The 26,794-nt window shown below is 69.8% G+C and carries 15 protein-coding genes; 12 read left to right on the top strand and 3 right to left on the bottom strand.

Features of this window, described 5'->3' with window-relative positions; genetic code table 11:
* Positions 1-12 precede the first annotated feature (12 nt).
* Positions 13-3,042 carry a DUF4082 domain-containing protein gene (locus tag CACI_RS46020; protein WP_015793666.1) on the top strand — a complete coding sequence of 1,010 codons (3,030 nt, stop codon included), beginning with the start codon at positions 13-15 and terminating at the stop codon, positions 3,040-3,042.
* On the opposite strand, the gene CACI_RS25110 is transcribed toward CACI_RS46020, so the two are convergent.
* The gene (locus CACI_RS25110; RefSeq protein WP_015793665.1) at positions 3,039-3,560 is read right to left on the bottom strand and encodes a DUF5662 family protein; all 522 of its coding nucleotides are present in this window, start codon (positions 3,558-3,560) and stop codon (positions 3,039-3,041) included. The genes CACI_RS46020 and CACI_RS25110 overlap by 4 nt on opposite strands.
* 165 nt (positions 3,561-3,725) lie before the next feature.
* Here CACI_RS25110 and CACI_RS25105 point away from each other — a divergent pair, with 165 nt between their 5' ends.
* Both CACI_RS25105 and mshA read left to right on the top strand, forming a co-directional pair.
* Positions 3,726-9,152, top strand: a complete 5,427-nt coding sequence (locus CACI_RS25105; RefSeq protein ID WP_083796126.1) for a non-ribosomal peptide synthetase/MFS transporter — start codon at positions 3,726-3,728, stop codon at positions 9,150-9,152.
* Complete coding sequence (gene mshA / locus CACI_RS25100) at positions 9,149-10,405, top strand: D-inositol-3-phosphate glycosyltransferase (RefSeq protein WP_015793663.1); 1,257 nt, start codon at positions 9,149-9,151, stop codon at positions 10,403-10,405. The genes CACI_RS25105 and mshA overlap by 4 nt, the downstream gene beginning before the upstream one ends.
* Here the strand turns inward: mshA and CACI_RS25095 are convergent.
* Both CACI_RS25095 and CACI_RS25090 read right to left on the bottom strand, forming a co-directional pair.
* A complete protein-coding gene (locus tag CACI_RS25095) occupies positions 10,377-11,063 on the bottom strand; it encodes a tyrosine-protein phosphatase (protein ID WP_015793662.1) in 687 nt (228 codons plus the stop codon). The genes mshA and CACI_RS25095 overlap by 29 nt on opposite strands.
* A complete protein-coding gene (locus tag CACI_RS25090; protein ID WP_015793661.1) occupies positions 11,063-12,337 on the bottom strand; it encodes a condensation domain-containing protein in 1,275 nt (424 codons plus the stop codon). Before CACI_RS25090 ends, CACI_RS25095 begins: the two co-directional genes overlap by 1 nt.
* 112 nt (positions 12,338-12,449) lie before the next feature.
* Between CACI_RS25090 and CACI_RS25085 the strand changes: the two genes are divergently transcribed.
* Genes CACI_RS25085 through mshB form a run of 9 tightly spaced genes read left to right on the top strand, consistent with a single transcriptional unit; the run spans position 12,450 to position 26,778 of the window.
* On the top strand, positions 12,450-13,940 hold the full coding sequence (locus CACI_RS25085; protein ID WP_015793660.1) for a class I adenylate-forming enzyme family protein: 1,491 nt from the start codon (positions 12,450-12,452) through the stop codon (positions 13,938-13,940).
* Positions 13,928-15,388 (top strand): condensation domain-containing protein, encoded by a 1,461-nt coding sequence (locus tag CACI_RS25080; RefSeq protein WP_015793659.1) that lies wholly within the window; start codon positions 13,928-13,930, stop codon positions 15,386-15,388. The genes CACI_RS25085 and CACI_RS25080 overlap by 13 nt, the downstream gene beginning before the upstream one ends.
* Positions 15,389-15,440: 52 nt before the next feature.
* Positions 15,441-16,331 (top strand): thiamine pyrophosphate-dependent dehydrogenase E1 component subunit alpha, encoded by an 891-nt coding sequence (locus CACI_RS25075; RefSeq protein WP_041540446.1) that lies wholly within the window; start codon positions 15,441-15,443, stop codon positions 16,329-16,331.
* On the top strand, positions 16,328-17,314 hold the full coding sequence (locus tag CACI_RS25070; protein WP_015793657.1) for an alpha-ketoacid dehydrogenase subunit beta: 987 nt from the start codon (positions 16,328-16,330) through the stop codon (positions 17,312-17,314). Before CACI_RS25075 ends, CACI_RS25070 begins: the two co-directional genes overlap by 4 nt.
* Positions 17,311-18,402 carry a 2-oxo acid dehydrogenase subunit E2 gene (locus CACI_RS25065; RefSeq protein WP_015793656.1) on the top strand — a complete coding sequence of 364 codons (1,092 nt, stop codon included), beginning with the start codon at positions 17,311-17,313 and terminating at the stop codon, positions 18,400-18,402. The genes CACI_RS25070 and CACI_RS25065 overlap by 4 nt, the downstream gene beginning before the upstream one ends.
* Positions 18,399-18,665, top strand: a complete 267-nt coding sequence (locus CACI_RS25060; protein WP_015793655.1) for a phosphopantetheine-binding protein — start codon at positions 18,399-18,401, stop codon at positions 18,663-18,665. The genes CACI_RS25065 and CACI_RS25060 overlap by 4 nt, the downstream gene beginning before the upstream one ends.
* A 4-nt stretch (positions 18,666-18,669) precedes the next feature.
* Positions 18,670-25,671 (top strand): non-ribosomal peptide synthetase, encoded by a 7,002-nt coding sequence (locus tag CACI_RS25055; RefSeq protein WP_015793654.1) that lies wholly within the window; start codon positions 18,670-18,672, stop codon positions 25,669-25,671.
* Positions 25,668-25,871, top strand: coding sequence for an MbtH family protein (locus CACI_RS25050; RefSeq protein WP_015793653.1), 204 nt, complete (start codon positions 25,668-25,670; stop codon positions 25,869-25,871). The genes CACI_RS25055 and CACI_RS25050 overlap by 4 nt, the downstream gene beginning before the upstream one ends.
* On the top strand, positions 25,864-26,778 hold the full coding sequence (gene mshB, locus CACI_RS25045; protein ID WP_015793652.1) for an N-acetyl-1-D-myo-inositol-2-amino-2-deoxy-alpha-D-glucopyranoside deacetylase: 915 nt from the start codon (positions 25,864-25,866) through the stop codon (positions 26,776-26,778). Before CACI_RS25050 ends, mshB begins: the two co-directional genes overlap by 8 nt.
* Positions 26,779-26,794 lie beyond the last annotated feature (16 nt).

The following is a 26,794-nucleotide window of genomic DNA, read 5'->3' as shown; positions in this document are numbered from 1 at the left end:
AGGGGCGCAAGCATGCGTGCACCGAAGCGCTGGCGCAACCGTGTCCTGCACGTCGTCATGTGCGCTGCTCTGAGCCTGGCGGGGACTGCGGCGTCCACGTCCGCCGCGCGCGCCGACCCAGCGCCGCTGCCGACGGTCGCCGACCTCGGGGTCTTCTACGCCTCCTACGACTACTCCTCCGCCTCCGGCGGTGGCGCCTCGGGGATCGCGCGCGGCGCCGACGGGAACTTCTGGGCGGCGGTGACGCAGAACGCGCAGACCTACATCATCGTCTTCTCCCCGTCCTCCCACACCATCGTGGCCCGCTACCCGGTCGACGGCGGCGTCTCCACGATGGTCGCGGGTCCGGACGGCGAGGTCTGGTTCGCCGAAGACGGCGTCGGGACCGCCTCGACGCAGTCGGCGATCGCCGAGATCGACACCTCCGGCACGATCACGACGCACCTGCTGCCGGCCTCCGACGGACCGCGGGTCGGCAGCCTGACCTTCGACGCGTCCGGCGACGCGTGGTTCCTGGCGGACGCGGGCGCTGACAACGTGCGCGGCTACGTCGGCCACCTCGCGTCCGGCGGGTCGCTCACCCAGTTCGCGATGCCGTACCACTACGGCGCAGCGAGCGCCGACCACGAACTGGCGATCGCTCCGGACGGCAGCGCCTGGTTCATCGGGAGCATCGCCGGCGTGGTGCAGATCGGGTCGCTCACCCCGGCCGGGGCGTTCGCCTACCACGGCCTTCCGGCGGGTGCCGCGAACACTCAGGACCAGATCGTGCTCGGCCCGGACGGCCGTCTGTGGTTCGACGCGGGGTTCGTGCCGCACAGCGACTTCATTTACGAGGTCGGCGAGATCGATCCGGCGACCGGCGCCCAGACCCTGTACACGATGCCGTCGGACTTCGCCGGGGGATTCCTGAGCGTCGGCGCGGACGGCATCATCTACGACGCCGGCACCGTCGGCCCGCTCCACCACCAGTCCGGCACCGCCTTCGACACCGCGGTCATGGCGATCTCGCCGACCGACGGCCGCGCCACCGAGTTCACCGGCCCGGACACGTTCAGCCCGCAGGACATCGCCACCGACGCCGCGGGCAACCTGTGGATGAACCAGGGCGCCATGTTCGCCGAGGTGAGCCTCACCGCTGCGCACAGCACCGCGATGACGGTCGCGCCCGATGTCAATCCCGCGTACTACGGCCAGCCCGGCGGCGTGACCGTGACCTTGACGCCCACCGAGCCGGGCTCCCCGGCGCCGACCGGGACGGTGACGTTCGCGGCGCGCCAGTTCGCTTCCGTCACCGAGCCGGTCGTCAACGGCACCGCGACCCTCCCGATCACCGACCTGCCGCTGGGCCTGACGTCTCTGTACGCCACCTACAGCGGGGACGCCGACTACGGCCCGGAGAGCAGCGATCTGCTTCAGGAGACGGTGAACGGCTCTCCGACGACCCTGACCCTGGCGTCCGAGCTCAACCCGTCGAGGACTGACCAGAGCGTTCACGTCACGGCGACGGTCGCGATGGCCGGCGGTTCGGCGCCCAAGTGCTGCTCGGTGCAGTTCACGGTGGACTCCGGCGCGCCGCAGGCGGTCGCGCTGACCGGTTCGACAGCCGCCCTCGACCTGTCGTCGCTGAGCGTCGGCACTCACACCATCAAGGCCGACTTCGTCAACCAGCCCGGCTATGGTCCCAGTACCAGCACCCTGACTCAGACGGTCACCGCCGCCGACGCCTGTCCGTGCACCGTTTTCCCGGACTCCGCGACGCCGGTCGTCCCCGACACCGGTGACGGATCAGCGGTCGAACTCGGCGTGAAGATGCATGTCAGCACGGCGGGGAACGTCACCGGGATCCGCTTCTACAAGTCCGCGGCCAACGCCGGGCCGCACACCGGATCGCTGTGGGCTGCCAACGGCGCGCTGCTGGCGACCGGGACGTTCACCGGCGAGAGCGCGTCCGGCTGGCAGACCCTCACGTTCGCCAATCCGGTCCCTGTCAGGCCGGGAGCCACCTACACCGCCTCCTACTACGCTCCGCACGGTCACTACTCGGCTGACGGCGGCTTCTTCACCACCGGCGGCGCAGGCAGTGGGCTGATCACCGCCTTGGCCGACGGTGCTTCCGGCGGCAACGGTGTGTACGCCTACGGACCGGGCTCGCAGTTCCCGAGCGACAGCTACAACGCCAGCAACTACTGGGTCGACGCGCTGTTCGACACCACCGGCGTCCCCACCGGACCGCCGACCGTCACGGGGACGACTCCGGTTGCCGCAGCCACCGGCGTGGCCGACACCATCGCCCCGACCGCGACGTTCTCCGCCGCGCTCGATCCGACAAGTCTGGCCTACACCCTCACCGACGCTGCCGGCGTCACGGTCCCGGCCGTCGCGTCCTACGACGCCGCCACCCGCACCGCGACGCTGACCCCGACGACCCAGCTGCCGTCCGGCACCGTGTTCACCGCCTCGATCACCGCCACCGACGCCTGGGGACACGCCATGACCCAGCCGACGACCTGGAGCTTCACCACCGGGACCACGCCTCCGGCGTACAACTGCCCCTGCACGCTCTTCGCTCCCGGCGACGCCCCGGCCGTGACCAACTCAGGGGACTACAACTCCGTAGAACTCGGCGTGCGCTTCACCTCAGCAGTCAACGGCACCGTCACCGGCATCCAGTTCTACAAGGGCTCACTGAACACCGGCACCCACACCGGCTCACTCTGGACCACCGACGGAACGCAACTCGCCACCGGCACCTTCACCAACGAGACCGCCTCAGGCTGGCAAACCCTCACCTTCACCACCCCCATCGCGATCACCGCCGGCACAACCTACGTAGCCTCCTACCACGCCCCCAACGGCAACTACTCCTACACCGCCAACTACCTCGACTACCCCCACACCGCCTACCCGCTCACCGCCCCGACGGGCAGCGTGCCGCCGGGCAACGGAGTCTTCGCCTACGAATCGAGCGCCTCGTACCCGGTCGAGTTCAGCGACGGCAACAACTACTGGGTCAGCCTCCTGTTCGCGCCGGGTAGCTAGGACTCTTGGTCTGGCGGCGCGCCGAGCCAGCCGTGATGGCGAGCGGTGTTGGCGAGGATCTCCATCAGCTGGGGCGCGATGCCGAACCGCTCGCAGTTGAGCTCCAGGGTGTGGGCGAGATCGCCGCGCTCGTCCTGGTCGCCTTCGCCGCTCTGGTCGGCATGCTCGGTGCGTTCGGTGGCTGCCTTCCAGTCCGCGAGCATCTCGATCAGGTCGACCAGCGTCATGTCGTGGACGCCGCGTGGGAAGTGCTCCGGGTGGTGGCGGTTGTGTGCGTGATGGTGGCGTAGCCCTTCGCCCATCGCCTCCACCAACTCCGCGTGCTCCTCGCTGCCGTACACGGCGGCGCGCAGCCTTGGTACGTACTGGTCGTAGGTCGCTCGCTCCGGTTCGCGCGTCTTGCTCAGGTCGTGGTGGACGGATCGGTCCATCAGCTCTTTGACGGGCTGCCCCATCAGTTCGGCGACGCGCAGGCTGTGCCGGAGGGTGTCGGCGGTGGAGTCGTACGGAGTGGTCATCAGGGCTCTCCTTCGGCGACTGATTGCATGCTACTTCGTGCGGAATTGACCTCGCTGTCCGATACCCGACGTGGAGTGGCAATAGATCGATCAGTGAAAGAAAAAATACGTCAGAGCGGCGAAAGAATCTGACGTACAGGCCGATCCTTCGCTACCTTGGTCGCTGTGACCGATCTCACGAGCGGCCCTTCGCACCTTTCCGCGACCAAGCAGACCCTTCTCACCCAACGCCTTCGCCGGCGTGCCGCAGCCGCTGCGATCGTGCCGCGGGCTGCGGGAACGGTGCCGCCGCTGTCGTTCGCGCAGGAGCGGCTGTGGTTCATGGAACAGCTCGCTCCCGGGTCCGCGGCGCATACCGTTCCGGTCGCGCTGCGGCTGCGCGGAGCGCTCGACCCCGACGCGTTCGGCAGAGCCCTGCGGGACTTGGCCGGGCGGCACGAGACGCTGCGCATGAGCTACCCCGCCGACACCGACGACCGGCCCGGCATCCATGTCGCCGCCGCCGGTGAGGTGCCGCTGCGGATCTCCGATGCGGATTCCCTCGACGCGGCGCAGGACGTCGTCGGCGCGATGATCGCAGAGCCCTTCGACATCGTGCGCGGCCCGGTGGCGCGCGCCTTGCTGGTGCGCCTTGCCGACGACGACCACGTCCTGGCGCTCGCCGTGCATCACATCGCCTGCGACGGATGGTCGGTCGACGTGCTCCTGACCGACCTGTTCGCCCTCTACGAAGCCCGGCTCGCCGGCGCGCCGAGCACTCTGCCCGAGCCGGCCATCGGCTACGGCGACTACGCGATCTGGCAGCGCGACCGTCCCGGCTACGACACCGACCACGCCTACTGGGCCGCCCAGCTCGCCGGTCTGCCGACCCTGGACCTGGTCACCGACCGAATACGGCCGCCGGAGCAGACATACAACGGCGCCGCGCACGGCTTCCGCCTTAATCGAACCCTGACAGACTCCGTCAAAGCCCTGGCCGACCGCAGCCAGGCGACGCCGTACATGGTCCTGCTCGCCGCATTCCAGGCGCTCCTTGCCCGCTACACCTCCCAGGACGACTTCGCGGTCGGCTCCCCGGTCGCTGGACGGACGCTGCCGGAGCTGGAACCGCTGGTCGGCTGCTTCGTCAATATGCTGACGATGCGCGCCGACCTGACCGGGCGTCCCTCCTTCACCGATCTGCTCGCACGGGTCCAGGAGACGGCGAGCGCCGCCTACGACCACCAAGAGCTGCCGTTCGAGCAGCTCGTCCAGCGCCTGGACCTGCCCCGCGACGTCGCCCGGGCACCGCTGTTCCAGGTGATCTTCGCGATGCAGAACTACCAGCGGGGATCGGCGGCAGGCGCTTCGGGCACGCTCAGCGCCGAGCCCTTCCCGCTCACCTCGTGGGCGACCCGCTACGACCTCGAGCTCTACATCAGCCAGGACGGCGACGCCCTCGACGCGCTGTTCGTCTACAACACCGACCTGTTCGGCGCCGAGACCATCGCCAGGCTGGCGAACCATTTCACGGCTCTGCTCACCGCCGCCCTGGACGCTCCGGAACTCCCCGTCGCCGACGCCGAGATGCTCGACGCCGCCGAACGCGCCCGACTCCTCGCCGACTTCAACGCCACCACCTCCGACTTCCCGCAGGACAAGACCCTGCACGAACTCGTCGAAGCCCAATGCGCTCGCACACCCGATGCCGTCGCCATCGAGTTCGAGGGCGAATCGCTCACCTACCGCGAGGTGAACACGCAGGCTGACGCAGTCGCCTATCGCCTGAGTGAACTCGGCGTCGGTCCGGAGTCGCTGGTCGCTGTCTGCGCCGAGAGATCCCTGGCGCTACCGGTGGCGCTGCTCGGCGTCCTGAAATCCGGCGCCGCCTACCTGCCGCTGGACCCGGAGTACCCGCCGGACCGCCTCGCGTTCATGCTCGCCGACGCAGGCGTGCCCGTCATCCTCGCCCAGCGCGGCCTGCTCGATCAGCTCCCTGAGACGTCCGCGACCATCCAGTACCTGGACGAGGCGACCAACCTCGCCGCCCCGCCCGGATGGCGCGCCCCGCGCGGCGACCTCGCCTACGCCATCTACACCTCCGGCTCCACCGGGCGCCCGAAAGGTGTCCTGAACACCCACCGCGCAATCGTCAACCGCTTGGACTGGATGCAGCGCCGCTACCAGCTCACCGCCGACGACGTGGTCCTGCAGAAGACCCCGGCCGGCTTCGACGTCTCGGTCTGGGAGTTCTTCTGGCCGCTGCTGGCCGGCGCACGCCTGGTCCTGGCGCGACCCGGCGGCCACAAAGACGCCGGGTATCTCCGAGACCTGATCCGCTCGGCGGGAGTCACCACGGCCCACTTCGTCCCCTCCATGCTCGGGGTGTTCCTCGCCGAGGAGGGCGTCGAGCAATGCAGAGGGCTGCGACGTATCCTGTGCAGCGGCGAGGAACTGCCGGTCGACGTCGCCCTGCGCTGCCTGGCGACGCTCCCGGCCGAGCTGCACAACCTCTACGGCCCGACCGAAGCCGCGATCGACGTCTCCTCCTGGCAGTGCACGCCGCAAGAGCTCACCGCGGCGGCCCGCGTCCCGATCGGCCTCCCGATCCAGAACCTCGCGCTCCACGTCCTGGACCCGCAGATGCAGCCGGTGCCCATCGGCGTGCCGGGGGAGCTGTTCCTCGGCGGCGTCGGGCTGGCGCGTGGGTACTTGAAACGGCCGGCGCTGACCGCCGAACGCTTCGTCCCCGACCCGTTCGGCACGCCCGGATCCCGGCTCTACCGGACCGGCGACCTGGCGCGGCGACGCACCGATGGCGCCGTGGAATTCCTGGGACGGATCGACGGCCAGGTCAAAATCAGAGGCCTGCGCATCGAGCTCGGAGAGATCGAAGCGGCGCTCCGCGACCAGCCTGGCGTCGCCGACGCCGCCGCCGTGGTGCGCGAAGACGTCCCCGGCGACCGGCGAATCGTCGGCTACGTCGTCGGCGAGGCCGACCACGCGGCGCTGCGCACGGCACTCAAGCAGCGGCTCCCGGACTACATGGTCCCCTCCGCGCTGGTGACCCTGGACGTGCTTCCGTTGACCCCCAACGGCAAACTCGACCGGCGCGCGCTGCCCGAACCCCAGCGCGGTCGCGACGAGGGCACCGCGTTCGCCGCCCCGGAGTCCGACTCCCAGCGCCTGATCGCGCAGATCTGGTCCGACGTGTTGCGCGTCGAGCGCATCGGCATCGACGACGACTTCTTCGACCTCGGCGGCCATTCGCTGCTCGCCGCACAGGTCGTCGCCAAGCTCCGCCGGTCGGCCGGCGCGGGCGTATCAGTGCTCGACCTCTTCAAAAACCCGACGGTCCGCGGGCTCGCGACGCTGCTCGACACGCCGGCTGCCGAACGCGGTCCGGCCGAACTCGTCCACGAGCTGACCAAGCCGATCCCCGTCGCGCAGCGCACGCTGTCGTTCGTCTGCGTGCCGTACGGAGGCGGTAGCGCGATCGTGTACCAGCCGCTGGCCGACGCCCTTCCCGACGGGCACCGGCTGTTCGCGGTCGCCATCCCAGGGCACGACATCGGGTTGGACGAAGACGCCCTGCCCTTCGACGAACTCGCCAGCCGCTGCGTCGAGGAGATCTTGCGGAAGGTGGACGGTCCGCTCGCCGTATACGGGCACTGCGGTGTCGGCTCGGCGCTCGCCGTGGAGATCGCCCGGCGCCTGGAAGCCGCCGGACGCAGGCTCGAAGCCTTGTACATCGGCGCCATCTTCCCCTTCGCCAGACCCGAGAACAAGGTGCTGGGAGGGCTGTCGCGCGTGGCTCGCCTGGAGCGCTTCCGCTCCGATCGCGGCTACGCCAACTGGCTGCTGTCCATGGGTGTCGACATGAGCGACATCGAGCCTGAGCAGGCCACACACATCATCCAGAACATGCGCAAGGACTCCCAAAGCGCCGAGGACTACTACACCGGGCTGCTGCGCGACAGCGTGGACCGGCTGCGAGCGCCGGTCATCACCGTCGCCGGAGACCGTGATCCCACCACCGATTTCTACGCTGAGCGCTACCGCGAGTGGCACTTCCTCACCGATACCTCGGCGGTGGTCGTGCTGGACGAAGCAGGTCACTTCTTCCTGAAGTACCGCGCCGAGGAACTGGCGGCGATCGTCACCGAGACCAGACCGGCTCTGGAGACGCCGGAGCCGCTGAGCCGACAGGAGCGCGGTGCGGACGCCGGCTGGTGGCTGCACGGGGTCTCTCGCTCTCGCGAACGCGTCGTGCCGACCGGTCCCACGCCGAGCATGCGCCGCTTCCTCGCCGTCGCCTCCGGTCAACTCGTGTCGATGACCGGATCAGCGCTCACCGAGTTCGCCGTGCCGCTGTGGATCTACCTGCACACCGGTTCGCTGTTCCGCTTTGCGCTGTTCGCGGTCTGCGGCCTGGTACCGGGCATGCTGGCGGCTCCGTTGGCCGGCGCCGTGGTGGACCGCTCCAACCGGCGACGCGTCATGCTGCTCGGCGACACCTTCGCCGGAGGTACACAGCTGATCCTCGGGATTCTGCTGTGGACCGGCCATTTGCAGATCTGGCATATCTATCCGCTGCTCATCTGTCTGTCGGTCTCGTTGACGTTCCAGCGGCTCGCCTATGGCTCCTCGGTAGCGCAACTCGTGCCCAAGCACTACCTCGGGCACGCCAACGGCGTCGTCCAGATGATCAACGGCGTCGCGCAGATCATGGTGCCGCTGGTCGCCGTCGGTCTGATGGCGGCGATCGGGCTCGGCGGCATCCTGGTCATCGACGTCGCCAGCTACGCGGTGGCGGTCGCGGTCGTTCTGGCGGTGCGCTTCCCGGCCACGATGGCGTGGCGGCGCAAGGAGACGTTGCTGGCCGAGATCGCCGAGGGCTTCCGGTATTCGTGGGGGCAACCGGGTCTGCGGGCGATGCTGCTGTTCTTCGCCGCGTTGAACGTCTTCCTGTCTCCGCTGTTCTTGTTGATCTCGCCGCTGGTCTTGTCCTTCACCACCCTGAGCCGGGTCGGGGAGGTCGCGCTGGCTGCCGGGATCGGCGCGACGCTCGGCGGGCTGACGATGACCTTCTGGGGCGGTCCGCGGCGGCTGCGCATGCGCGGAATGCTGTTGTGCACGCTCGCCCTCGCGGCGTTCTGTCTGGTGACCGGGCTGCGGCCGACGCTGTGGCTGATCGCCGTCGGGGCGTTCGGCATGTCGTACTGGCTGACAGTGGTCAACGGCATCTACACCACGATCGTCCAGGTGAAGGTGGCGCAGCGGTTCCACGGCCGGGTCTTCGCTCTCAATACCCTGATCGCCTGGTCGACGCTGCCGATCGGCTGGGGTCTGATCGTGCCGTACGGGACCAAGCTCTTCCAGCCGCATATCGGGCGCATGTACCCGGTCCTCGCGGCGGGAATGGTGCTGGTGGTCCTGGCGGCGTTGCGGACGCCGGCGCTGCGGCGGTTCGACATCGACGTGCCCGACTCGGTGCCCGACGACCTGATCGGGCTGGAGGCGCGGCAGAGGCGCCCCCGCACCGCCGAGCCGGCCATACCCGCCGAGCTGACCGAACCGGTCGCCGAACCGGCCGCCGGCTCCGTCCGATGACGGCGCGACGGGGATCCGCGCCGCACCGGATCGCGACGATCAGCGTGCTGACATCGCCGCTGGCGCAGCCGGGCGGAGGCGACGCCGGAGGGCTCAACGTCTATGTGGTCGAGACCGCCCGACGCTTCGCCGAGACTGGCGTCCAGGTGGACATCTTCACCCGGGCCGCCGCTCCGCGCCTGCCGCCGATCGTCGAACTCTGCGACGGCGTCGTGGTGCGGCACGTACCGGCCGGTCCGCCGCGCGAGGTGGACAAGGGCGCTTTGCCCAGAGTCCTCGGCGAGTTCACCGCCGGCATGCTGCGCGCCCCGGGGGACTACGACGTGGTGCACGCCCACCACTGGCTCTCCGGGCGCGTCGGCGCTCTGGTGGCCCGCTCCCGGGGTGTTCCGCTCGTCCAGTCGATGCACTCGCTCGGGCTGGTGAAGAACGCGGTCCTGCCCGGCGAGGACGGATCGGCGCCGCCGGCTCAGATAGCGGGAGAGAGCGCGGTGATCGCCGCCGCCGACCGCCTCGTCGCCAACACCGCGCAGGAGGCGGATCAGCTCATCGCGCTCTACGGCGCGGCTCCCGAACGCGTGCACACCGTGCATCCCGGCGTGGATCTGGAGCTGTTCCGGCCGGGTGATCGAGACCAAGCCCGAGCCCGGCTCGGTCTTCCTCATGACGCCTTCGTCCTGCTGTTCGCCGGGCGCGTGCAGCGGCTCAAAGGTCCTGACATCCTCATGCGCGCCGCCGCGCAGTTGCTGCATGCGGACCTTGACCTTGCTCAGCGCCTCGTGGTGGCCTTCGTCGGCGGTCCGAGCGGTGAATTGCAAGCAGACCCAGACCAGCTCACGAAGCTCGCGACGGATCTGGGGATCGGCGAGCAGGTGCGCGTGGAACCACCGTGTCCGCATCCGGAACTCGCCGACTGGTATCGCGCCGCGACCCTCGTCGTCGTCCCGTCGCGGGCTGAGACCTTCGGTCTGGTGGCGGTGGAGGCGCAGGCTTGCGGGACGCCGGTGGTCGCCGCGGCGGTCGGCGGTTTGCAGACCGCCGTGCGAGCAGGGGTCTCAGGAGTCCTGGTGGAAGGACACGATCCGGCGCGGTACGCGGAGGTGATCAGAGCTCTGATCGACGATCCGGCGCGGCTGACGGCGTTGCGGGCGGGCGCGTTGCAGCACGCCGCCGGATTCGGCTGGAGCGAGGCCGTGGACCGGCTGCTCGCGGTCTACCGGTCCGCTATCGAAGGCGGTCGCGGACGGCCGTGATATCAGCCTCGTCGAGGCCGCCGGAGCGGAGGTAGCCGGCCACGTCGAAGCCGTCGAGCAGACCGGTGACGGTCTGCCGGACGGTCGTTCCCTCGCGCGCCAGCATCGCCTCGATCGCCGGGCCTTCGTCGGCCTCTCCGAGCTTCTCGAACAGCGGCTTGAGCCGAACGCTGCTCAGCGCGTAGTCCTCGACGATGTCGGCGACGGACACACCGGCGAGGGCGAGAAGCAGCATGCTGACGATGCCGGTCCGGTCCCGTCCGGCGACGCAGTGGATGAGGACTCCTCCGGGCTCGGTCCGCGTCAGGGCAGAGACGACCGCCGCACACCGCTCAGGGTGGCGCTCAAGGAGCGGTTGGTAGGTGAGCGGCGTGACGTAGCCGGGCGCTCTGACGTACGACGGATGATGCAGCGGCGCGGAGACCACCGTGATCCACGGCGGCCGGTAGCCGGTGCCGGCTTGGTGCTCGCCGGGAGTCCGCAGATCGATGATGGTCCGCACTCCGTAGTCCCCGAGCGCCGTCCAGCCCTTCTCGGTGAGGCGGTCCGGCGTGTCGGAGCGCAGGACCGCTCCGAAGGCTGTCGTCCCGCCGTCGACCAGCGGCACGCCGCCGAGATCGCGGACGTTGTGGCAGCCTTCGAAGTCCAGGTCTCGCATCACAGCGACGCAGCTCCCTGAATCACCAGATTCTCGGTGCGCATCAACAGGTCTGCGGCGAGCGCGCCCCATCCGGACTCCTCGCTCCATTCCAGATCCAGACGCGCGCCGCGGCGGTGCTGCGCGACCGTCAGCATGAACCTGGCGCCCAGCGAACGGGGCTCGCCGAACGTGATCCGCCCCGGCGTGCCGTTCTCGGTGCCGAACGGGGCGGCCAGGTAGCTGAAGCGGGGATAGGCGACCGCGGTCTCGTAGTGGTCGCCGAGGATCTCATGGCACATTCTCTCGGTGACGCGGGGATCGGCGTTGGCGAAGCGGTGTCCGCGCAGTTGCTGTGCCGCGCAGTCGGCCAGCGCCGGTCGGATCGGGCCCTGCTCGGCGCGGATCAGGACGGGCAGCGTCATGGTCGCTTTGCGGACGGATCGCGCGGACTGGAGCGTCGTGCGGTTCGCCGATATCGCGAACAGGCCGACGCCGGCTGACTGCTCGGCGGCGCAGACGGCCGTCCCGAAGGCGAGCAGGAACGTCGAGGCGGCGGAGACGCCTGTCGCAGCGGCGATCGACTGCGCCGCCTGAGCGGCACGCGGTGAGTACAGCCGCGCCGAGCGGAACACCGGCGCGCCGGGTTTGGCGGCGGGCCTGGTTCCGGGCGTCCGCCCGGCGAGCGTGTCGGCGATCAGGTCCAGACGCTCCTGCCAGTAGTCCCGGGCTCTGCCCTGGTAGGCCAGTCCGGACGGGCTCGCCTCGGATTCGGCGACGTCGATCGGCTGCTCGACCAACTCCGCGCCGAACGGCTCGTGCCCGGTGGCCCGGGCCTTCAAAGCCTGCCGCAGATCGTTGTGGAGCACTCCCATGCCCCAGGGATCGATCGCCACATGGTCCACGACGACGCCGACCCGCTTCACGGTCCGGCCCTCGGCGAACAGCACGAAGCGCGCCGGCCACTGCTCGCCGACCCGGAAGCACACGCGCCGCCAGCCGTCGTCGGACGGCGCCGCGGCGTCGGCGATCGCCACGGCCTCGCCGATCCGCTCGTCCACCGCCTCGACGAGCTGCGTGCCGGCGGTCCTGGCGACCAGGCTGCGAAGGCCTTCGTGCCGCAGCAGGACGTCGCGCACCGCCTGCGCGGCGCGGTCCAGCGGCACGCCGTCGGCGGGCACCACCGTCCAGATGTTGTCCTCGAACGAGGTGTCCGAGTCGGCCGGGATCCATTGCACCCATTCGTGCTGGGACAGGGTGAGACCCCCGCTTCTTCCGCTTTCCGCCCCTGTCATGTGATTCCTCCGAGTGCGCGCTATCGCATTCTGACTCGGTTATCGTCTACTCCTTGCGTTCGCATGTCTAGTTCTGTCAGTCTTCTGTCGTGACAGCGACAAGGTGCGCGTGATGACGACCCTGCCGCACCTTCTCGCCACGCGAGCCGCCGCCGAACCGGAGCGTCTCGCCTTGATCGTCGACGGGGTCGGTTCGCTCACGATCGGGGACTGGGAGACACGTTCGGACGCGGTCGCGCACGCCGTTCTACGGCGCGGGCTCCGCCTCGGCGATCGTGTGGGACTGCTGTTCGGCAGCCGGAACTGGATCGACTACGCGATCTGCTTCCTGGGCGTGCAGAAGGCCGGCGGAGTGGCGGTACCGTTGCCGCCCCGGGCGCCCGCCGCCGAGCTCACCCGGCTGCTGACCGACTGCGCCGCCTCCGGTCTCCTCCATGAAGATGCCAGCCAGCCCGCTCCGTTCGACGGCTGGTCGGCGAGCGTGTCAGAGCTCGAAGAAGCCGCTGCCGGAGACGATCAGGGCCCGGTGGACATCGAGGTCCGGCCCGGCGATCTGGCGCAGATCCTCTACACCTCAGGCACGACCGGCCGACCCAAAGGCGTCGCGGCGACGCACGCGAACCTGACGCACGGCTGCGGCGGACGTCGGCGCCCCTTCGCGCACTCCCGCCACCTGGCGCACGCCTTCCCGATCGGCACGAACGCCGGTCAGGTGATGCTCGTCAACGCCCTCGACGCCCGGCTCGCCGTGCTCAGTCCGGCTCGCTTCACTCCGGCTCGCTTCGCGCGGATGATCCAGGAATACGCAGCCGGGACGGTCTTCCTCGTCCCGGCGATGGCTGTCGAACTGCTCGCCGGTGGGAGCCTGGAGAAGTACGACCTGTCCAGCGTGGTGCTGCTGGGATCGGCGGCGGCTCCGTTGCCCGGCGCGGTCGCCGGGAAGCTGGTGAAGGCGTTCCCGAACGCGACGATCGCGAACTACTACACCTCCACCGAGGCGGCACCGGCGCAGACCGTGATGCTGTACGACCCGACTCGGCCCGGAAGCGTGGGGCGTGCTCTGGCAGGTGGCGCGGTACGGATCGCGGCGTCCGGATCCGGGGCGCCGGTCGAGGCCGGACAGATCGCGCCGGTGGATGAGGTCGGTGAGGTGTGGCTGCGCTCGCCGACGGTTTCCCGCACGTACTACGGCGACGCCGAGTCCAGCCGCGAGGTGTTCCACAGTGGCTGGATCCGTATGGGAGACCTCGGATATGTCGATGCGGACGGCTACCTCTACCTCGTGGACCGCGACGGCGATCTGGTGAAGTCGGGAGCCTTCAAGGTCTCCACGCTTCGGGTCGAAGAAGCGCTCTATGAGCACCCTGATGTGCTCGAGGCGGCCGTCGTCGGCCTGCCGCATCCCTCGCTGGGCAAGGCACTGGCCGCCGTGGTAGTGCCGCGCGAGCCGGTCCCGGCCGAGCAGCTGCGGGAGTTCTTGTTGGAACGGCTCGCCCCGCACGAGGTGCCCAGCGTCATCGTCGAGGCCGAGGCGCTGCCTCGCAACGCCGGCGGCAAAGTGGACAAGCGCGCCCTGCTGAAGGAGTCGACATGGCCGACATGACGCAAGCGACGTTCGCACAGCACGGGATCCGGATGGCGCAGCTGGCGTCCGGCGGTACCGCGTATCACATGCCGTTGGTGATCCATCTGGACGGCGATGCCGACGCCGGGACGGTCGCGAAGGCGTGCGCGGCGCTCGTCGAGCGGCATCCGTTGCTGGCAACAGCTTTGGTGGAGCGCGACGGGATCACCTACCTGGCACCGGCGGAGAACGCCCCGTTGCTTCGGGTCGCGGATGCGGGCGAACGTGTCGAGGACGAGATCGCCCAGCCCTTCGACCTGGACCACGGACCGCTGATCCGGTTCGTGCTCTTCGGTCGGGATCTGGTCGTCACCGCGCACCACACGGTCTTCGACGGGTTCTCCAAAGACGTGCTGGTGCGCGATTTCCTTGCGCTGCGCGGCGAAACCGAGCCTCGACCGCTACCGATCAGCTTCGCAGAACACGCCGATGCCGAACGGACTCGGGTCGAGGCGGCGCTCGGCGGGGCGCGAGAGCTTTGGAAGACGCGATGGCAGGGTCCCGCGCCGGTTGTGGTGCGTAACAGTGTGCTGAATTCCCGGCGCGCTGAAGACGGCGAAGTCATCGACATCGAGCTGCCGAGGATCGACGTTCCCGGGCTGACCGTCTTCGAGGCGACCGCTGCCGCACTGCACGTGCTGCTGTTCTCCTATGGGAACAGCAGGCCGGTCACGGCGATCGACCTGTCGACGCGGACGCCGGAGACCGCGGACCTGATCGGGCCGTTCGTCAACGAACTGCCGCTGGCCTCCGAGCCCGTCGACGACCTGAGCTTTCGGGACTTCGCCCTTGGTGTGCGTGCCGAGCTACGGGACATCTATCCGTTCCGCGAGGTGCCGTTGGCTCGGGCGGTTCCGCGGATCGCCCCGCACGCCGCGCTGGCTCCGATCTCGCTGAGTTTCCGAGAGCGCTCCGGCGAGATCGATGCGGGTGTCGAGTGGCTGGTCTTCAACGGGGCGGTTCGCGGGGACTTGCAGCTGCAGATCGTCGACACAGGTCGCATTCTCCAGGGCAGCCTTCGCTTTTCGGCGCGCGCCGCCGAGCATGCCCAGCCGTTCGTCGATGAATTGGACGCCCTGCTGCGCAGCGTGGTGCAGGACCCTGATTCGCGGCTGGCCGACCTTCTCACCGTGAAGCCCGCGGTCGCCGAAGCCGAACCCGTTGCGGAACCGGCTGGCGCCAGCCCTAGCGAGGTCGCTGGAGTCGACGGCGAACTCGTCGAGCAGATCCGGGAGATCTGGCAGGAAGTGCTGGGCGTCGCCCGGGTCGAAGTCGACGACGACCTGTTCGACCTGGACGGCCACTCGCTGACCGTCACGCAGATCGCCGCCCGCATGCGGGCGCGCCTCGGCATCGACATCTCGATCGACGCCCTGTTCGACAACCCGACGATCGCCGGAGCGCTCGATGCCGTCAACGCTCGCTGAGACCCTTTTGCCCGACCCGACCGATCCGCATAGCCCGACCAGCCTGACTGCCATGTCCCGCCTGTCTGACGCAGACCTCGAACTCCTGCTGCTGATCCGCCACTTCGAGCTCGAACTCCTGGAGCTGTTCAGCCGCGGGGAGCTCAACGGCACGACCCACACCTGCCTGGGCCAGGAGTACATACCGGTGGCGGTCAGCGGATTGCTTCGCGAGGAGGACTTCGTCTTCGGCAACCACCGCAGCCACGGCCACTACCTCGCGCGCCACCGCGACCCGCACGGCCTGCTCGCCGAGATCATGGGCCGGGAAGGCGCGATCTGCGACGGCGTCGGCGGCAGCCAGCACATCCACCGCGCCGGCTACCTGTCCACCGGGGTGCAGGGACAGAGCCTGCCGATCGCCGCCGGGACCGCGCTGCACCTGCGGCGTACGAGTCCGGGCGCGCTGGCGTGCGCCTACATCGGCGACGGGACCTGGGGCGAGGGCGCCGTCTACGAGGCGCTCAACCTGGCTGCGTTGTGGCGGCTGCCGCTGTTGGTGGTCGTCGAGAACAACGGGATCGCGCAGTCGACGCCGACCACACGCCACCTCGCTGGGACGATCGCCGGGCGTGCCGCGGCGTTCGGTATCCGCCACATCGGCGTCGATTCACTCGACGTGAGCGAGATCAGGGACGCGCTCGCGCCCGAGATCGACCTCGTCCGCTCCGGCGCGCCGCTCGTCGTGGAGTTCGCGACCCATCGGCTCGGTCCGCACAGCAAGGGCGACGACACCCGCTCGCCGCAGGAGATCCAGAACGCGCGATCGCACGACTGGTACGCGCGCTACGCGCAGGATCATCCGGAGCAGTTCGAGCAGCTGGACCGGTCGCAGCGCGAATACGTTCAGCAAGTTGTCGCCGACGTGTCCGGTCGTCCGCTGTCACGGTGGGCTGATCGATGAGAGTCGTCGAGAACCTGAACGCCGCACTGCACGGCGTGCTCGCTGCCGACGCCGGCGTGCACCTGCTCGGTGAGGACATCGCCGATCCCTACGGCGGCGCCTTCAAAGTCAGCCGGGGACTGTCCGACAGCTTCCCCGACCAGGTGCTGTCGACGCCGATCAGCGAGGCGGGGATCACCGGGGTCGCCAGCGGTCTGGCGCTGTGCGGCGATGCCGCGATCGTCGAGGTGATGTTCGGGGACTTCATCGCGCTCGCCTTCGACCCGCTGGTCAACTTCGCCAGCAAGTCGGTGTCGATGTACGGCTCGCGGCTGCCGATGCGCATGGTCGTGCGCTGTCCGAGCGGCGGAGGACGCGGCTATGGACCCACTCATAGCCAGAGCCCGATGAAGCATTTTCTGGGCGTGCCGGGACTCTCGGTCTACGAGCTCTCCCCGTTCCATGACAACCTCGGGGTCTTCCAGGAGATGCTGGCGCTCGGCGAGCCGTGCCTGTTCGTCGAGGACAAGGTGACATACACCCAGCCGATGTTCCCGGACGTGGATCCCTTCCAGTGGGACATCGCCGACGGTGTGGTGCGGGTGTTCCTCGACGAGCGGCCGGATTGCGTGCTCATCGCTCCCGGCGGCATGGCGTCCCGGGCGCTGGAGGCGATGCGGTCGCTGCTGTTCGAGGCGGACGTCAGCAGCATGCTGCTGATCCCGTCCCGGCTCTACCCCTTCGCGATCGACCCGGCCGTCGTGGAGCGCACCGGCGCGCGCTCGGTTTTCGTCGCCGAGGAGAGCACGTCCGGCGGGACGTGGGGCGCGGAGGTCGCACACAGCCTGCACTCAGTGCTCTGGGACCGGCTGCGCCATCCGGTCACGCTCATCCACTCGCGCGACAGCGTCATTCCGACGGCGCCGCACCTCGAACGCGAGGTGCTGACCGGCGCGTCGGCGATCCACCAACGGGTTCTGGAAGTACTGGAGGTGCCGCGATGACCGAGGTCCGCGTCCCGAAGTTGAGCAACAACGATTCCGAGTATCTGCTCACCGAATGGATCGCCGAGCACGGCAAGCCGATCGCGGTCGGGGACCCGGTGGCGACGGTCGAGACGTCGAAGGCGGCCGAGGAGTTGGCCGCGGAGGAGGCCGGGTATCTCAGTCAGCTGGTTCCGGTCGGGTCGACCGTGACGCCGGGGCAGCTGATCGCGACGGTGTCGCAGACGGCGCCTTCGGCGGAGGCACCGGCGCCGGTCCGGCTGCCGGAGTCAGACGGCGCAGGGGTTTCCGGCGCTGTGGGTACCTCCGACGTGGTGATCACCGGTCCGGCGCGCACGCTCATGGAGGAGCTGGGCATCAAGGAGGAGCGGGTCGTCGCGCTCGGGATCAAGGTGGTTCGGCGGACCGACATCGCCGAGCTCGCCGCCGCCGTCCCGACGCAGCCGCTGTCGCGGGTGCAGCAGGCTGTCGGGCGCGCGGTCAGCGAGTCGCATGCGACGATTCCGGCTGCCTACACGGCGATGAAGATGGATATCGGTCGCTCGCTGGCTGAGGCTGCTGCCCTCTCCAAAGAGGTGAAGCGGCCGGTCGGGCTGACGGAGATCTTTGTGCGGGCGGTCGCTGGGCTGCATGACCGCTTCCCGCTGATCTTCGCCGCTCTCGACGGCGACCGTGCGCGGTTGGCTGATGTCGCGCATATCGGCGTCACCATGGATCTTGGCGAGGGTTTGTACGTGCCCGTCGTTCGCGACGCCGCGCAACTCGGCGTCAAGGAACTCGCCTCGCAGCTCATGCGGTTCCGGCTCGCGGCGGTGGAGGGGAACTTCCGGGCCGAGGATCTGGACGGTGCGAACTTCACGGTCACGCTGCACACCGATCCTGACGTCACGCTGGCGATTCCGTTCGTCTTCCCGGGGCAGGTGTGCGCGCTCGCGGTCACTGCGCCGCAGCGCGAACCTGTCCTGGATGAGGCCGGCGCGCTGACCACGCGGACTGTCGCGGCGATCGGTCTGGCGTACGACCACCGGTTGATCAACGGCCGCGATGCCGCGGCGTTCCTCACCGCTTTGAAGGAGGACCTGCTGTGACCACCGAACCGGCGTCGCGGGAGTGGCTGGCGGGTGCGCTCGCAGAGTGCTGCGACGGGGCGGTCTCCGCCGACCAGATCCTCGACGCCGACTGCACGCTGGCCGCGTTGGGGATCGGGTCTTTGGCGTTGGTCCGGCTCATTGATGTTGTGGAGAGCGAGCTGGAGGTGGTCCTGGACCTCGACGACGAGATCTGGTTCCGCGACCTGGACACGCTGACCGCGTATCTCAACGGCCGCGCTGTGCCGGACGCGGGCCGGTGACGCGGTGAGTTACGCCGCCGGCGATCGGATCGCCACCGGGGACGCGCTCGCTGCCGCGGTCCACCGCATCTGGTGCGAGGTCCTGGAGATCGACGACCTCGATCCGCAGGCCAGTCTGTTCGATGTCGGCGGGCACTCGCTCATGGCGACGCAGATCATGGCGCGGGTGCGCTCCGAGCTGCGGGTCGCGCTGACCTTGGACGCGTTCTTCGACGAGCCGACCTCCGCGGGGGTGGCCGCGCTCGTCGCGCAGTTCCATGCGTCGGGTGCGGCGCCGGCGCCGGCCGCCGACGCCGCGCCGCCGCAGGATCCGGAGCGCTCGGCGCCGCTGTCGCCCGCGCAGGAACGGCTGTGGTTCCTCTACCGGCTCGATCCGGCGGACACCGCCTACAACATGCCCACGACGCTGCGGATTCGCGGCGCGCTGGACACTGCTGCTCTCGACAGGGCCCTGAGGGAGCTGGTCGACCGGCATCCGATGCTGCGTGCCACCTTCGGCGACCGGGACGGACGACCGACGCAGACCATCGGCGACCACGGGCCGGACCTGGAGCGGATCGACCTGTCCGCCGCGCCGGACCCGGAGCACGCTCGCAAACTCGTCGCCGAGCGCGCCGACCGCCCCTTCGACCTGGAACGCGGCCCGGTGTTCCGGGTCACGCTGGTCCGCCTGGCCGCCGACGACCACGTGTTCGGCGTGGTGCTGCACCACATCGCCGGCGACGGCTGGTCGCTGGAGGTGCTGCTGCGGGAGGTCTCCGAGCTGTATGCGGCCTTCGTCGACGGCGAGCCCTCGCCGTTGAAGCCGCTGGAACTGACCTATCTGGAGCACGTCCGGCACAGCCAGTCGGCCGACGCCGCAGCACTGGAGTCCTGGACCACGCGGCTGGCCGGAGCCCCGGTCCTGGAACTGCCGACCGACCGCCCACGCCGACCGATCCGCTCCGGCCGAGGCGAGCGACTGGTGTTCGAACTCCCGGCGGACCTGGTCGCGCGCCTCGAAGCACTGGCGCGCGCCGAACGCAGCACCCTGTTCATGGTGCTGCTGGCCGCGTACCAGGTCCTGCTCTCGCGCTACAGCGGCCAACGCGACATCTGCGTCGGCACCCCGGTCCTGGGCCGCGCCGACGTCCGCGCCGAACAGGTGGTCGGCTACTTCGCCGGCACCGTCGTCCTCCGCGGCGACCTCAGCGCCGACCCCCCCTTCCGCGACTTCCTACGCGCCACCCGAAGCAGCACCCTGCGCGCCATCAGCGGCCCCGAAGTCCCCCTGGAACGCATCCTCGCCGAGCTACGCATCGACCGCGACCGCAGCCGCACCCCCCTGTTCCAAGCAATGTTCATGCTCCTCCGCCAACCCGAAGCCAAGCCACACCTCGGCCACCTCGACGCCGAAATCTTCGACCAAGGCCTCAGCGGCGCCAAGACCGACATAGGCCTCGACATCTACCAAGGCCCCCACAGCGCCAACGCAGTCCTCACCTACGACACCGACCTCTTCGACCGCCCAACCATCACCCGCATGACCACCCACTACCGAACGCTGCTGGAGGACGCGGCCACGCGCCCGGGTGCGCGCGTCAGCGAACTGAGGCTGATGGATGCCGCCGAGCGCACCGAGGTGCTGCACCGGTGGAACGGGGACACGGGGCACGACTCGGAAGCAGCCCAGATCTCAGACGCCGATGCGGTGAGCGGTGCTGAGGGCGAGCCGACCTCTGCGCAGTCTGTCGCACGTGCGGAGGCGCCGCAGCAGCTGAACGAGGGCGCAGGACAGGACTCTGCCACCACTCAGCTGCGGCGCACTCCCGGCGAGGGTGAGTTGACCTCAGCGCACCTCGGCGCGGGTGCCGAGTCGTTGCACCGGTTGAACGAGGGCACGGGGCGGGACTCTGCTGTCGCGCAGCCGCGTCGCACTCCCGGCGAGATGATCGCCGCCGAAGCAGCCCAGACCCCAGATGCCGATGCGGTGAGTGGTGCTGAGGGCCAGGCGACCTCTGCGCACCTTGTCGCGGGTGCCGCCGAGCAGCCGCGTCGCACTCCCGGCGAGGCGGTCGATGCCCAGGCAGCTGGGATTCCGAATGCCAATGCGGTGAGCGGTGCTGAGGGCGAGGCGACCTCTGTGCACCTTGTCGCGGGTGCCGCCGCGCAGCCGCGGCGCACTCCCGGCGAGGCGATCGCTGCTCAGGCGGCTCGGACTCCGGATGCTGTCGCGGTGAGTGGCGTCGATGGTGACCTGACTTATGCGCAGCTGATGGTGCGGGCCGATGAGATTGCGGCGTTGTTGGGGGAGCGGCGGGGGTTGGTTGCTGTTTCGTTGCGGCGTAGTCCTGATCTGGTTGCGGCGCTGCTTGCTGTGTGGCGGCTTGGTGCTGCGTATTTGCCGCTGGATCCGGAGTTTCCGGCTGAGCGTACTGCCTTGATTCTTGCTGACTCGGGTGCCTCGGTGTTGCTTACCGAGCGGGCGCTCGCTGGGCGGTTTGGGGCGCACGAGATTGTGGTGCTGGAGGATGCCGAGGCTGGCGCGCGGCCGGTGGAGGTGCGGAGCGCGGGCCTGGAGGCGCCCGCCTATGTGCTCTACACCTCGGGCTCTACTGGTCGGCCCAAGGGGGTTGCTGTTCCGCATCGGGCGTTGGCGGCGTTTCTGGATGCCATGACTGGGCTGCTTGGCGTGCAGGGCGGGCGCAGTTGGCTAGGGCTCACCTCGCTGTCCTTCGACATCTCGGCGCTGGAGATCTTCCTGCCGCTCACCGGTGGCGGACGCCTCGTGCTGGTCCCGGACGGCGTTGCGCGGGACGGAGCCGCGCTGGTCGCGTTGATCGAGCGCGCTGGCGTGACCGATGTCCAGGCCACGCCGTCGGGCTGGCGGCTGCTGCTGGAGTCCGGGTTCGCCGGCGGGGACATCGATGTGCTGGTCGGTGGCGAGGCGCTGCCGCCGCAGCTTGCCCGCGACCTGCGCAGCCGAGTACGGCGGCTGGTGAACATGTACGGACCGACCGAGACGACCATCTGGTCCTCGTGGTGGGAGGTACCGCAGGATCCGGACGAGGTGCTGATCGGCGGCCCGATCGCCGGTACGCAGCTGTACGTCCTCGACGAGCACCTGGAACCGGTGCCGATCGGCGTGCCGGGTGAGCTGTGCGTCGCCGGCGAAGGGGTCGCGATCGGGTACCTCGGACGGCCCGGGCTCACCGCCGAGAAGTTCCAGCCCGACCCGTTCGGCCCTCCGGGTTCCCGGCTCTACCACACCGGCGACCGGGTACGTCGGCGCGCCGGCGGGGCGATCGAGTTCCTCGGGCGGACCGACGACCAGGTGAAACTGCGCGGGCACCGCATCGAACTCGGCGAGATCGAAGCGGTGTTGGACTCGCATCCCAACGTGCGGGGCGCTGCTGTTGTCGTGCGCGATGAGCTGCTGGTGGCGTATGTCGTTGGGGACATCGGGGATGCCGATGATCTGATCGCGCACGCCGCCGCTGCGCTTCCGGCGGCGATGGTCCCCGCGTTGGTGGTCGCCATCGATGCCCTGCCCCTGACGCCCAACGGAAAGATCGACCGGCGCGCGCTCCCGGCCGTGCGACCGGAGCAGCCTCGGGCGCGCGGCTCGGCTCCGCGCACGCCAGCACAGCGCCGCGTCGCCGACGTCTTCACCGACGTCCTCGGACACGGACCGCTCGGCGTCAATGATGACTTCTTCGCCCTCGGCGGGCACTCGCTGCTGGCGGCGAAGGCGGTCGCGCGCCTGGATCGGCTGCCGATCGGCGACCTGTTCGCGAATCCGACGGTCAGTGGTCTAGCGGCCGTCATGGAGCGACGGCAGAACAGTGAGAGCGCGTCGGGCCAGTTCGGGAGCCAGGCGAGCGAGCCGCAGCTGTCTCCGGCGCAACAGCGCCTATGGTTCCTGCACAGGCTCGAACCCGACAGCGCCGCATACAACATGTACAACGTATGGCGGCTGCGCGGACCTCTCGATGCTGATGATTTCCGTAGTGCGCTCGATGACCTGGTGGCGCGCCACGAGACGCTTCGGACCAGATATCCCGACCAGGACGGCGTACCCATCGCCGTGGTCGAGCCGCCGGGCATCGTGGACGTCGAGCGGATCGATCTGTCCGACGCCTCCGGCAGCGCCGAACCCCACGCCCGCCGCCTCGTCGCCGACCGCGTCAACGCGCCGTTCGACCTGACCACAGCCCCACCCCTGCGCGCCGCCCTGATCCGGCTCGCCGACGGCGACCACGTCTTCTGCCTCGTCCTGCACCACATCGCCGGCGACGGATGGTCGCTGAACATCCTGCGCGACGACTTCGCGGCGCTCTACGCCGCCCGCCGCGCCGGCCAAGGCTCGCCGTTCGACCAGAACTACGACACCGACCTCGTCCGCTACGCCGACATCGACCCCGCATACTGGAACCGCGACCGCACCGCAGACCTCGAATACTGGCGCGCGCAGCTCGCCGAGCCGACAGTGCTCGACCTCCCGACCGACCACCCGCGCCCGGCGCTGTCGCGGCACAGCGGCGGCATCCACCCCTTCCGCGTTCCCGCCGAGCTGACCGAGCGCCTGGAGCGCCTCGGCCGGCAGCACGGCGCGACGCCGTTCATGGTCCTGCTCGCCGCCTACCAGATCCTGCTCGCCCGGCACAGCGGTCAGGACGACATCCTGGTCGGCACACCGGCCGCCGGGCGCGACGCCGTCGAACTCGAACGCGTCGTCGGCTACTTCACCCGAACCCTGGTCCTGCGCGGCGACCTGTCCGGCGACCCGCGCTTCGACGACCTGCTGGCCCGGACCCGCACCACGGTGCTGGACGCCCTCGGACACCAGGACGTCCCGTTCGAGGAACTGCTCAGCGCGCTCGCCGTCGACCGCGACCCGAGCCGCACCCCGCTGTTCCAGACCATGGCCATCCTGCACAGCCAGGACGAGGACGCCGTCGCCGACCGCTTCGCCGACCTGGCCCTGGCACCGTTCGACGCCGGATACCGGCAGGCGAAGTTCGACCTGATGCTCGAGGCCTGGCGCGACGACGAAGGCCTCTCGCTCCTGCTCGACTACGACACAGAGCTCTTCGACGAGACGACCGTCGCCGGCCTCGCCGAACGCCTGGTCCTGGTCCTGACCGGCATCGCGGACGACCCGAACCGCCCGATCTCGGCGCTGCCGATGCTCACAGCCGCCGATCAGCGGTTCCTCGACAAGCACGCGTCAGCCGCTCCGGACCGCGGACCGCTGGTCCCGGAGCTGATCGCCGCGACGATCCGCCGCGCCCCCGAGGCGGTCGCCGTCTCCTGCGGCACCGACGTCCTCACCTACGCGGAGCTGGGGGAGCGCGCCGATCGGCTAGCGGCAGCGATAGCCGGAGCCGAGACGGTCGGGGTCTGCTTGCCGCGATCTACTGACATGATCGTCGCGCTGTTGGCGGCGTGGCACGCCGGCGCCGCGTACCTGCCGCTCGATCCGGAGTACCCGCAGCAACGCCGGGATCTGATGACCACGGACTCCGGTGCTTCGGTAGTGCTCACCGACGTCGACCTGACCCAAAGCCTGACTCAGAATTCTGAGACACCTCAAACGGCGCGCCCCGAAGTCCGAACCGCGCCCGCCTACATCATCTACACCTCCGGCTCGACCGGCGTCCCCAAGGGCGTGACGGTCACCCACGCCAACCTGGCGGCCCGGGTCCGGTGGATGGTGGACGAGTACGAACTCGGCGCGGACGATGTGGTCGTGCAGTTCGCCTCGCTGAGCTTCGACACCCACGCCGAGGAGATCTACCCCGCGCTCGTCGCCGGAGCACAGGTGCGGCTGCTGCCCGACGGCGGCGCCTCGCTGCCGGACTTTCTCGCCGCCGCGCCGGACGTCACCGTCCTGGACCTGCCCACGGCGCACTGGCATCAGCTCGTCGACGTCATCGACGACATCGCCTGGCCGGACGCGCTGCGCCTGGTGATCCTCGGCGGGGAGCAGGTGCACGCGAGCGCCGTCGCACGCTGGCGCGAGAAGTTCGGCGACCGCGTCCGGCTGGTCAACACCTACGGCCCGACCGAGACGACCATCATCGCCACCGCCGCAGACCTCACCGGTGGCACCGACCGCCGACCTCCCATCGGCCGTCCGATCGCCGCGACGAGCGTCCAGATCCTCGACCGCGCCGGGCAGCCGGTACCGCCGGGCGCCGTCGGCGAGCTGGTGATCGGCGGCAGCGGCGTGGCTCGGGGCTACCTCGGCAGACCGGAGCTCACCGCCGAACGCTTCACCCCGGACCCCCACGGCGCACCCGGCGCACGCCGCTACCACAGCGGCGACCTGGCCCGCTGGCGCGACGACGGACAGCTGGAGTTCCTCGGCCGCCTCGACGACCAGGTGAAGGTGCGCGGCTTCCGCGTCGAGCCCGGCGAGGTGGAACACCGGATCCTGAGTCACCCGCTGGTCGGCGGCGCGGCGGTGATCGTGCGCGACGATGCCCTGGTCGCCTTTGTCGTCGGGCTCACCGGCGGCACGGCTGCCGTTTCCGCCGACGCGCTCCGCGTCCACCTCGCCGAAACCCTGCCGCCCCACCTGATCCCCGGCCGCATCGTCACCGTCGAGCGGCTCCCGCTCACCGTCTCCGGCAAGGTGGACCGCGCGGCGCTCGCCGCCCTGGCACCGGAGCTCCGAGACGCCGACGCCGATACCGGAGCCGACGCCGACGCGCACCCCGACACCAGTCCCCTCACCGACGCCGAACAACTCGTCGCCGAGGTCTGGTCCGAGGTGCTCGGCGTCGAAGGGCTCCGGGCAGGCGACCACTTCTTCCACCTCGGCGGCCACTCGCTGATGGCGATGCGCGTCGCGGCGCGCATCCAGGCCGCCACGGACATCCGCGTCCCGATCCGCACCCTGCTTGCCCACCCGCGTCTGCGCGATCTCGCCGCCGCCGTGGAGGACATCGCCACCGCCGAACTCGCCGCTCTCACCGACGAGGAGGCGGACCGTCTCCTCGCCTCGAAGGAGGACTCATGAACGCGACCCAGGTCGTGGTGAACGACGAGGACCAGTACTCGCTCTGGCCCGCCGAGGCGCTGCCGCCGGCCGGTTGGCGGGTCGAGGGGTTCTCGGGCACGCGCGAGGACTGCCTCGCTCACATCGAAGCCGTCTGGACGGACATGCGTCCGCGCAGCGTGCGGGAGGCTTCGCAGGAGGCTGAGTCCCGCCATGGCTGACTCGGGATCCGAACCGCGCTCCCTGCTGCTCGTCCACGCCCACCCCGACGACGAGTCCATCGACAACGGCGCCACTATGGCCCGCTACGCCGCCGCCGGCGTGAACGTCACCCTCGTGACCTGCACCCTCGGCGAGGAAGGCGACGTCGTGGTGCCGGAGCTGGCGCACCTCGGCGCCGCGTATGAGGACCGTCTCGCCGACCACCGGGCGGGCGAACTCGACGCCGCGATGGCCGCCCTCGGCGTCACCGACCACCGGATCCTGAACGAGCAGAACCGTTACCGGGACTCGGGAATGATGGGCTCCCCGAGCAACGATCATCCCCGGTCCTTCTGGCGCGCCGACGTCGAGGAAGCGGCGCGCTCGCTTGCCCACATCATCAGGGAGCTGCGACCCCAGGTCTTGGTCACCTACGGTCCCGACGGAGGCTACGGCCACCCCGACCACATCCAGGCCCACCGCGTCGCCATGCGCGCCGCACAGTTGGCGGGGCAGGCAGGCCAGGCGGACGCCTCCCAAAACGCCCGCCTGCCCCACGCCGTCGCGAAGATCTACTGGAACTGCCACCCGCGCAGCGCGGCCCGCTTCAGCACCAAGGCGCTGCGAGCCGAGGAACAAACTCCGTTCCTGCTCGACGAATCGGCGATCAGCGTGACCGACGACAGCTTCGCGACCTGCGTGATCGACGCTTCCGACCACCTCGCGGCGAAGAGCGCCGCACTGAGCGCGCACCGGACCCAGATGACCGTCCAGGGCGCGTTCTTCGCCCTGTCGAACAACGTCGGCCGGCTGATATCCGGCGAGGAGTACTACCACCTCGCCTACTGCCGACCGGACCTGGCGGTGGACGAGCCGGAAGACCACGCCGCGCCGGACCTCGAGAGCGACCTCTTCGCAGGGCTCTGAGCGCGTTCGACGATCA

It is taken from the genome of Catenulispora acidiphila DSM 44928 (genome assembly GCF_000024025.1).
Taxonomy (GTDB): Bacteria; Actinomycetota; Actinomycetes; order Streptomycetales; family Catenulisporaceae; genus Catenulispora; species Catenulispora acidiphila.
Note: the sequence above shows the minus strand (reverse complement) of the source record. Positions and strands in the feature narration are given on the sequence as shown.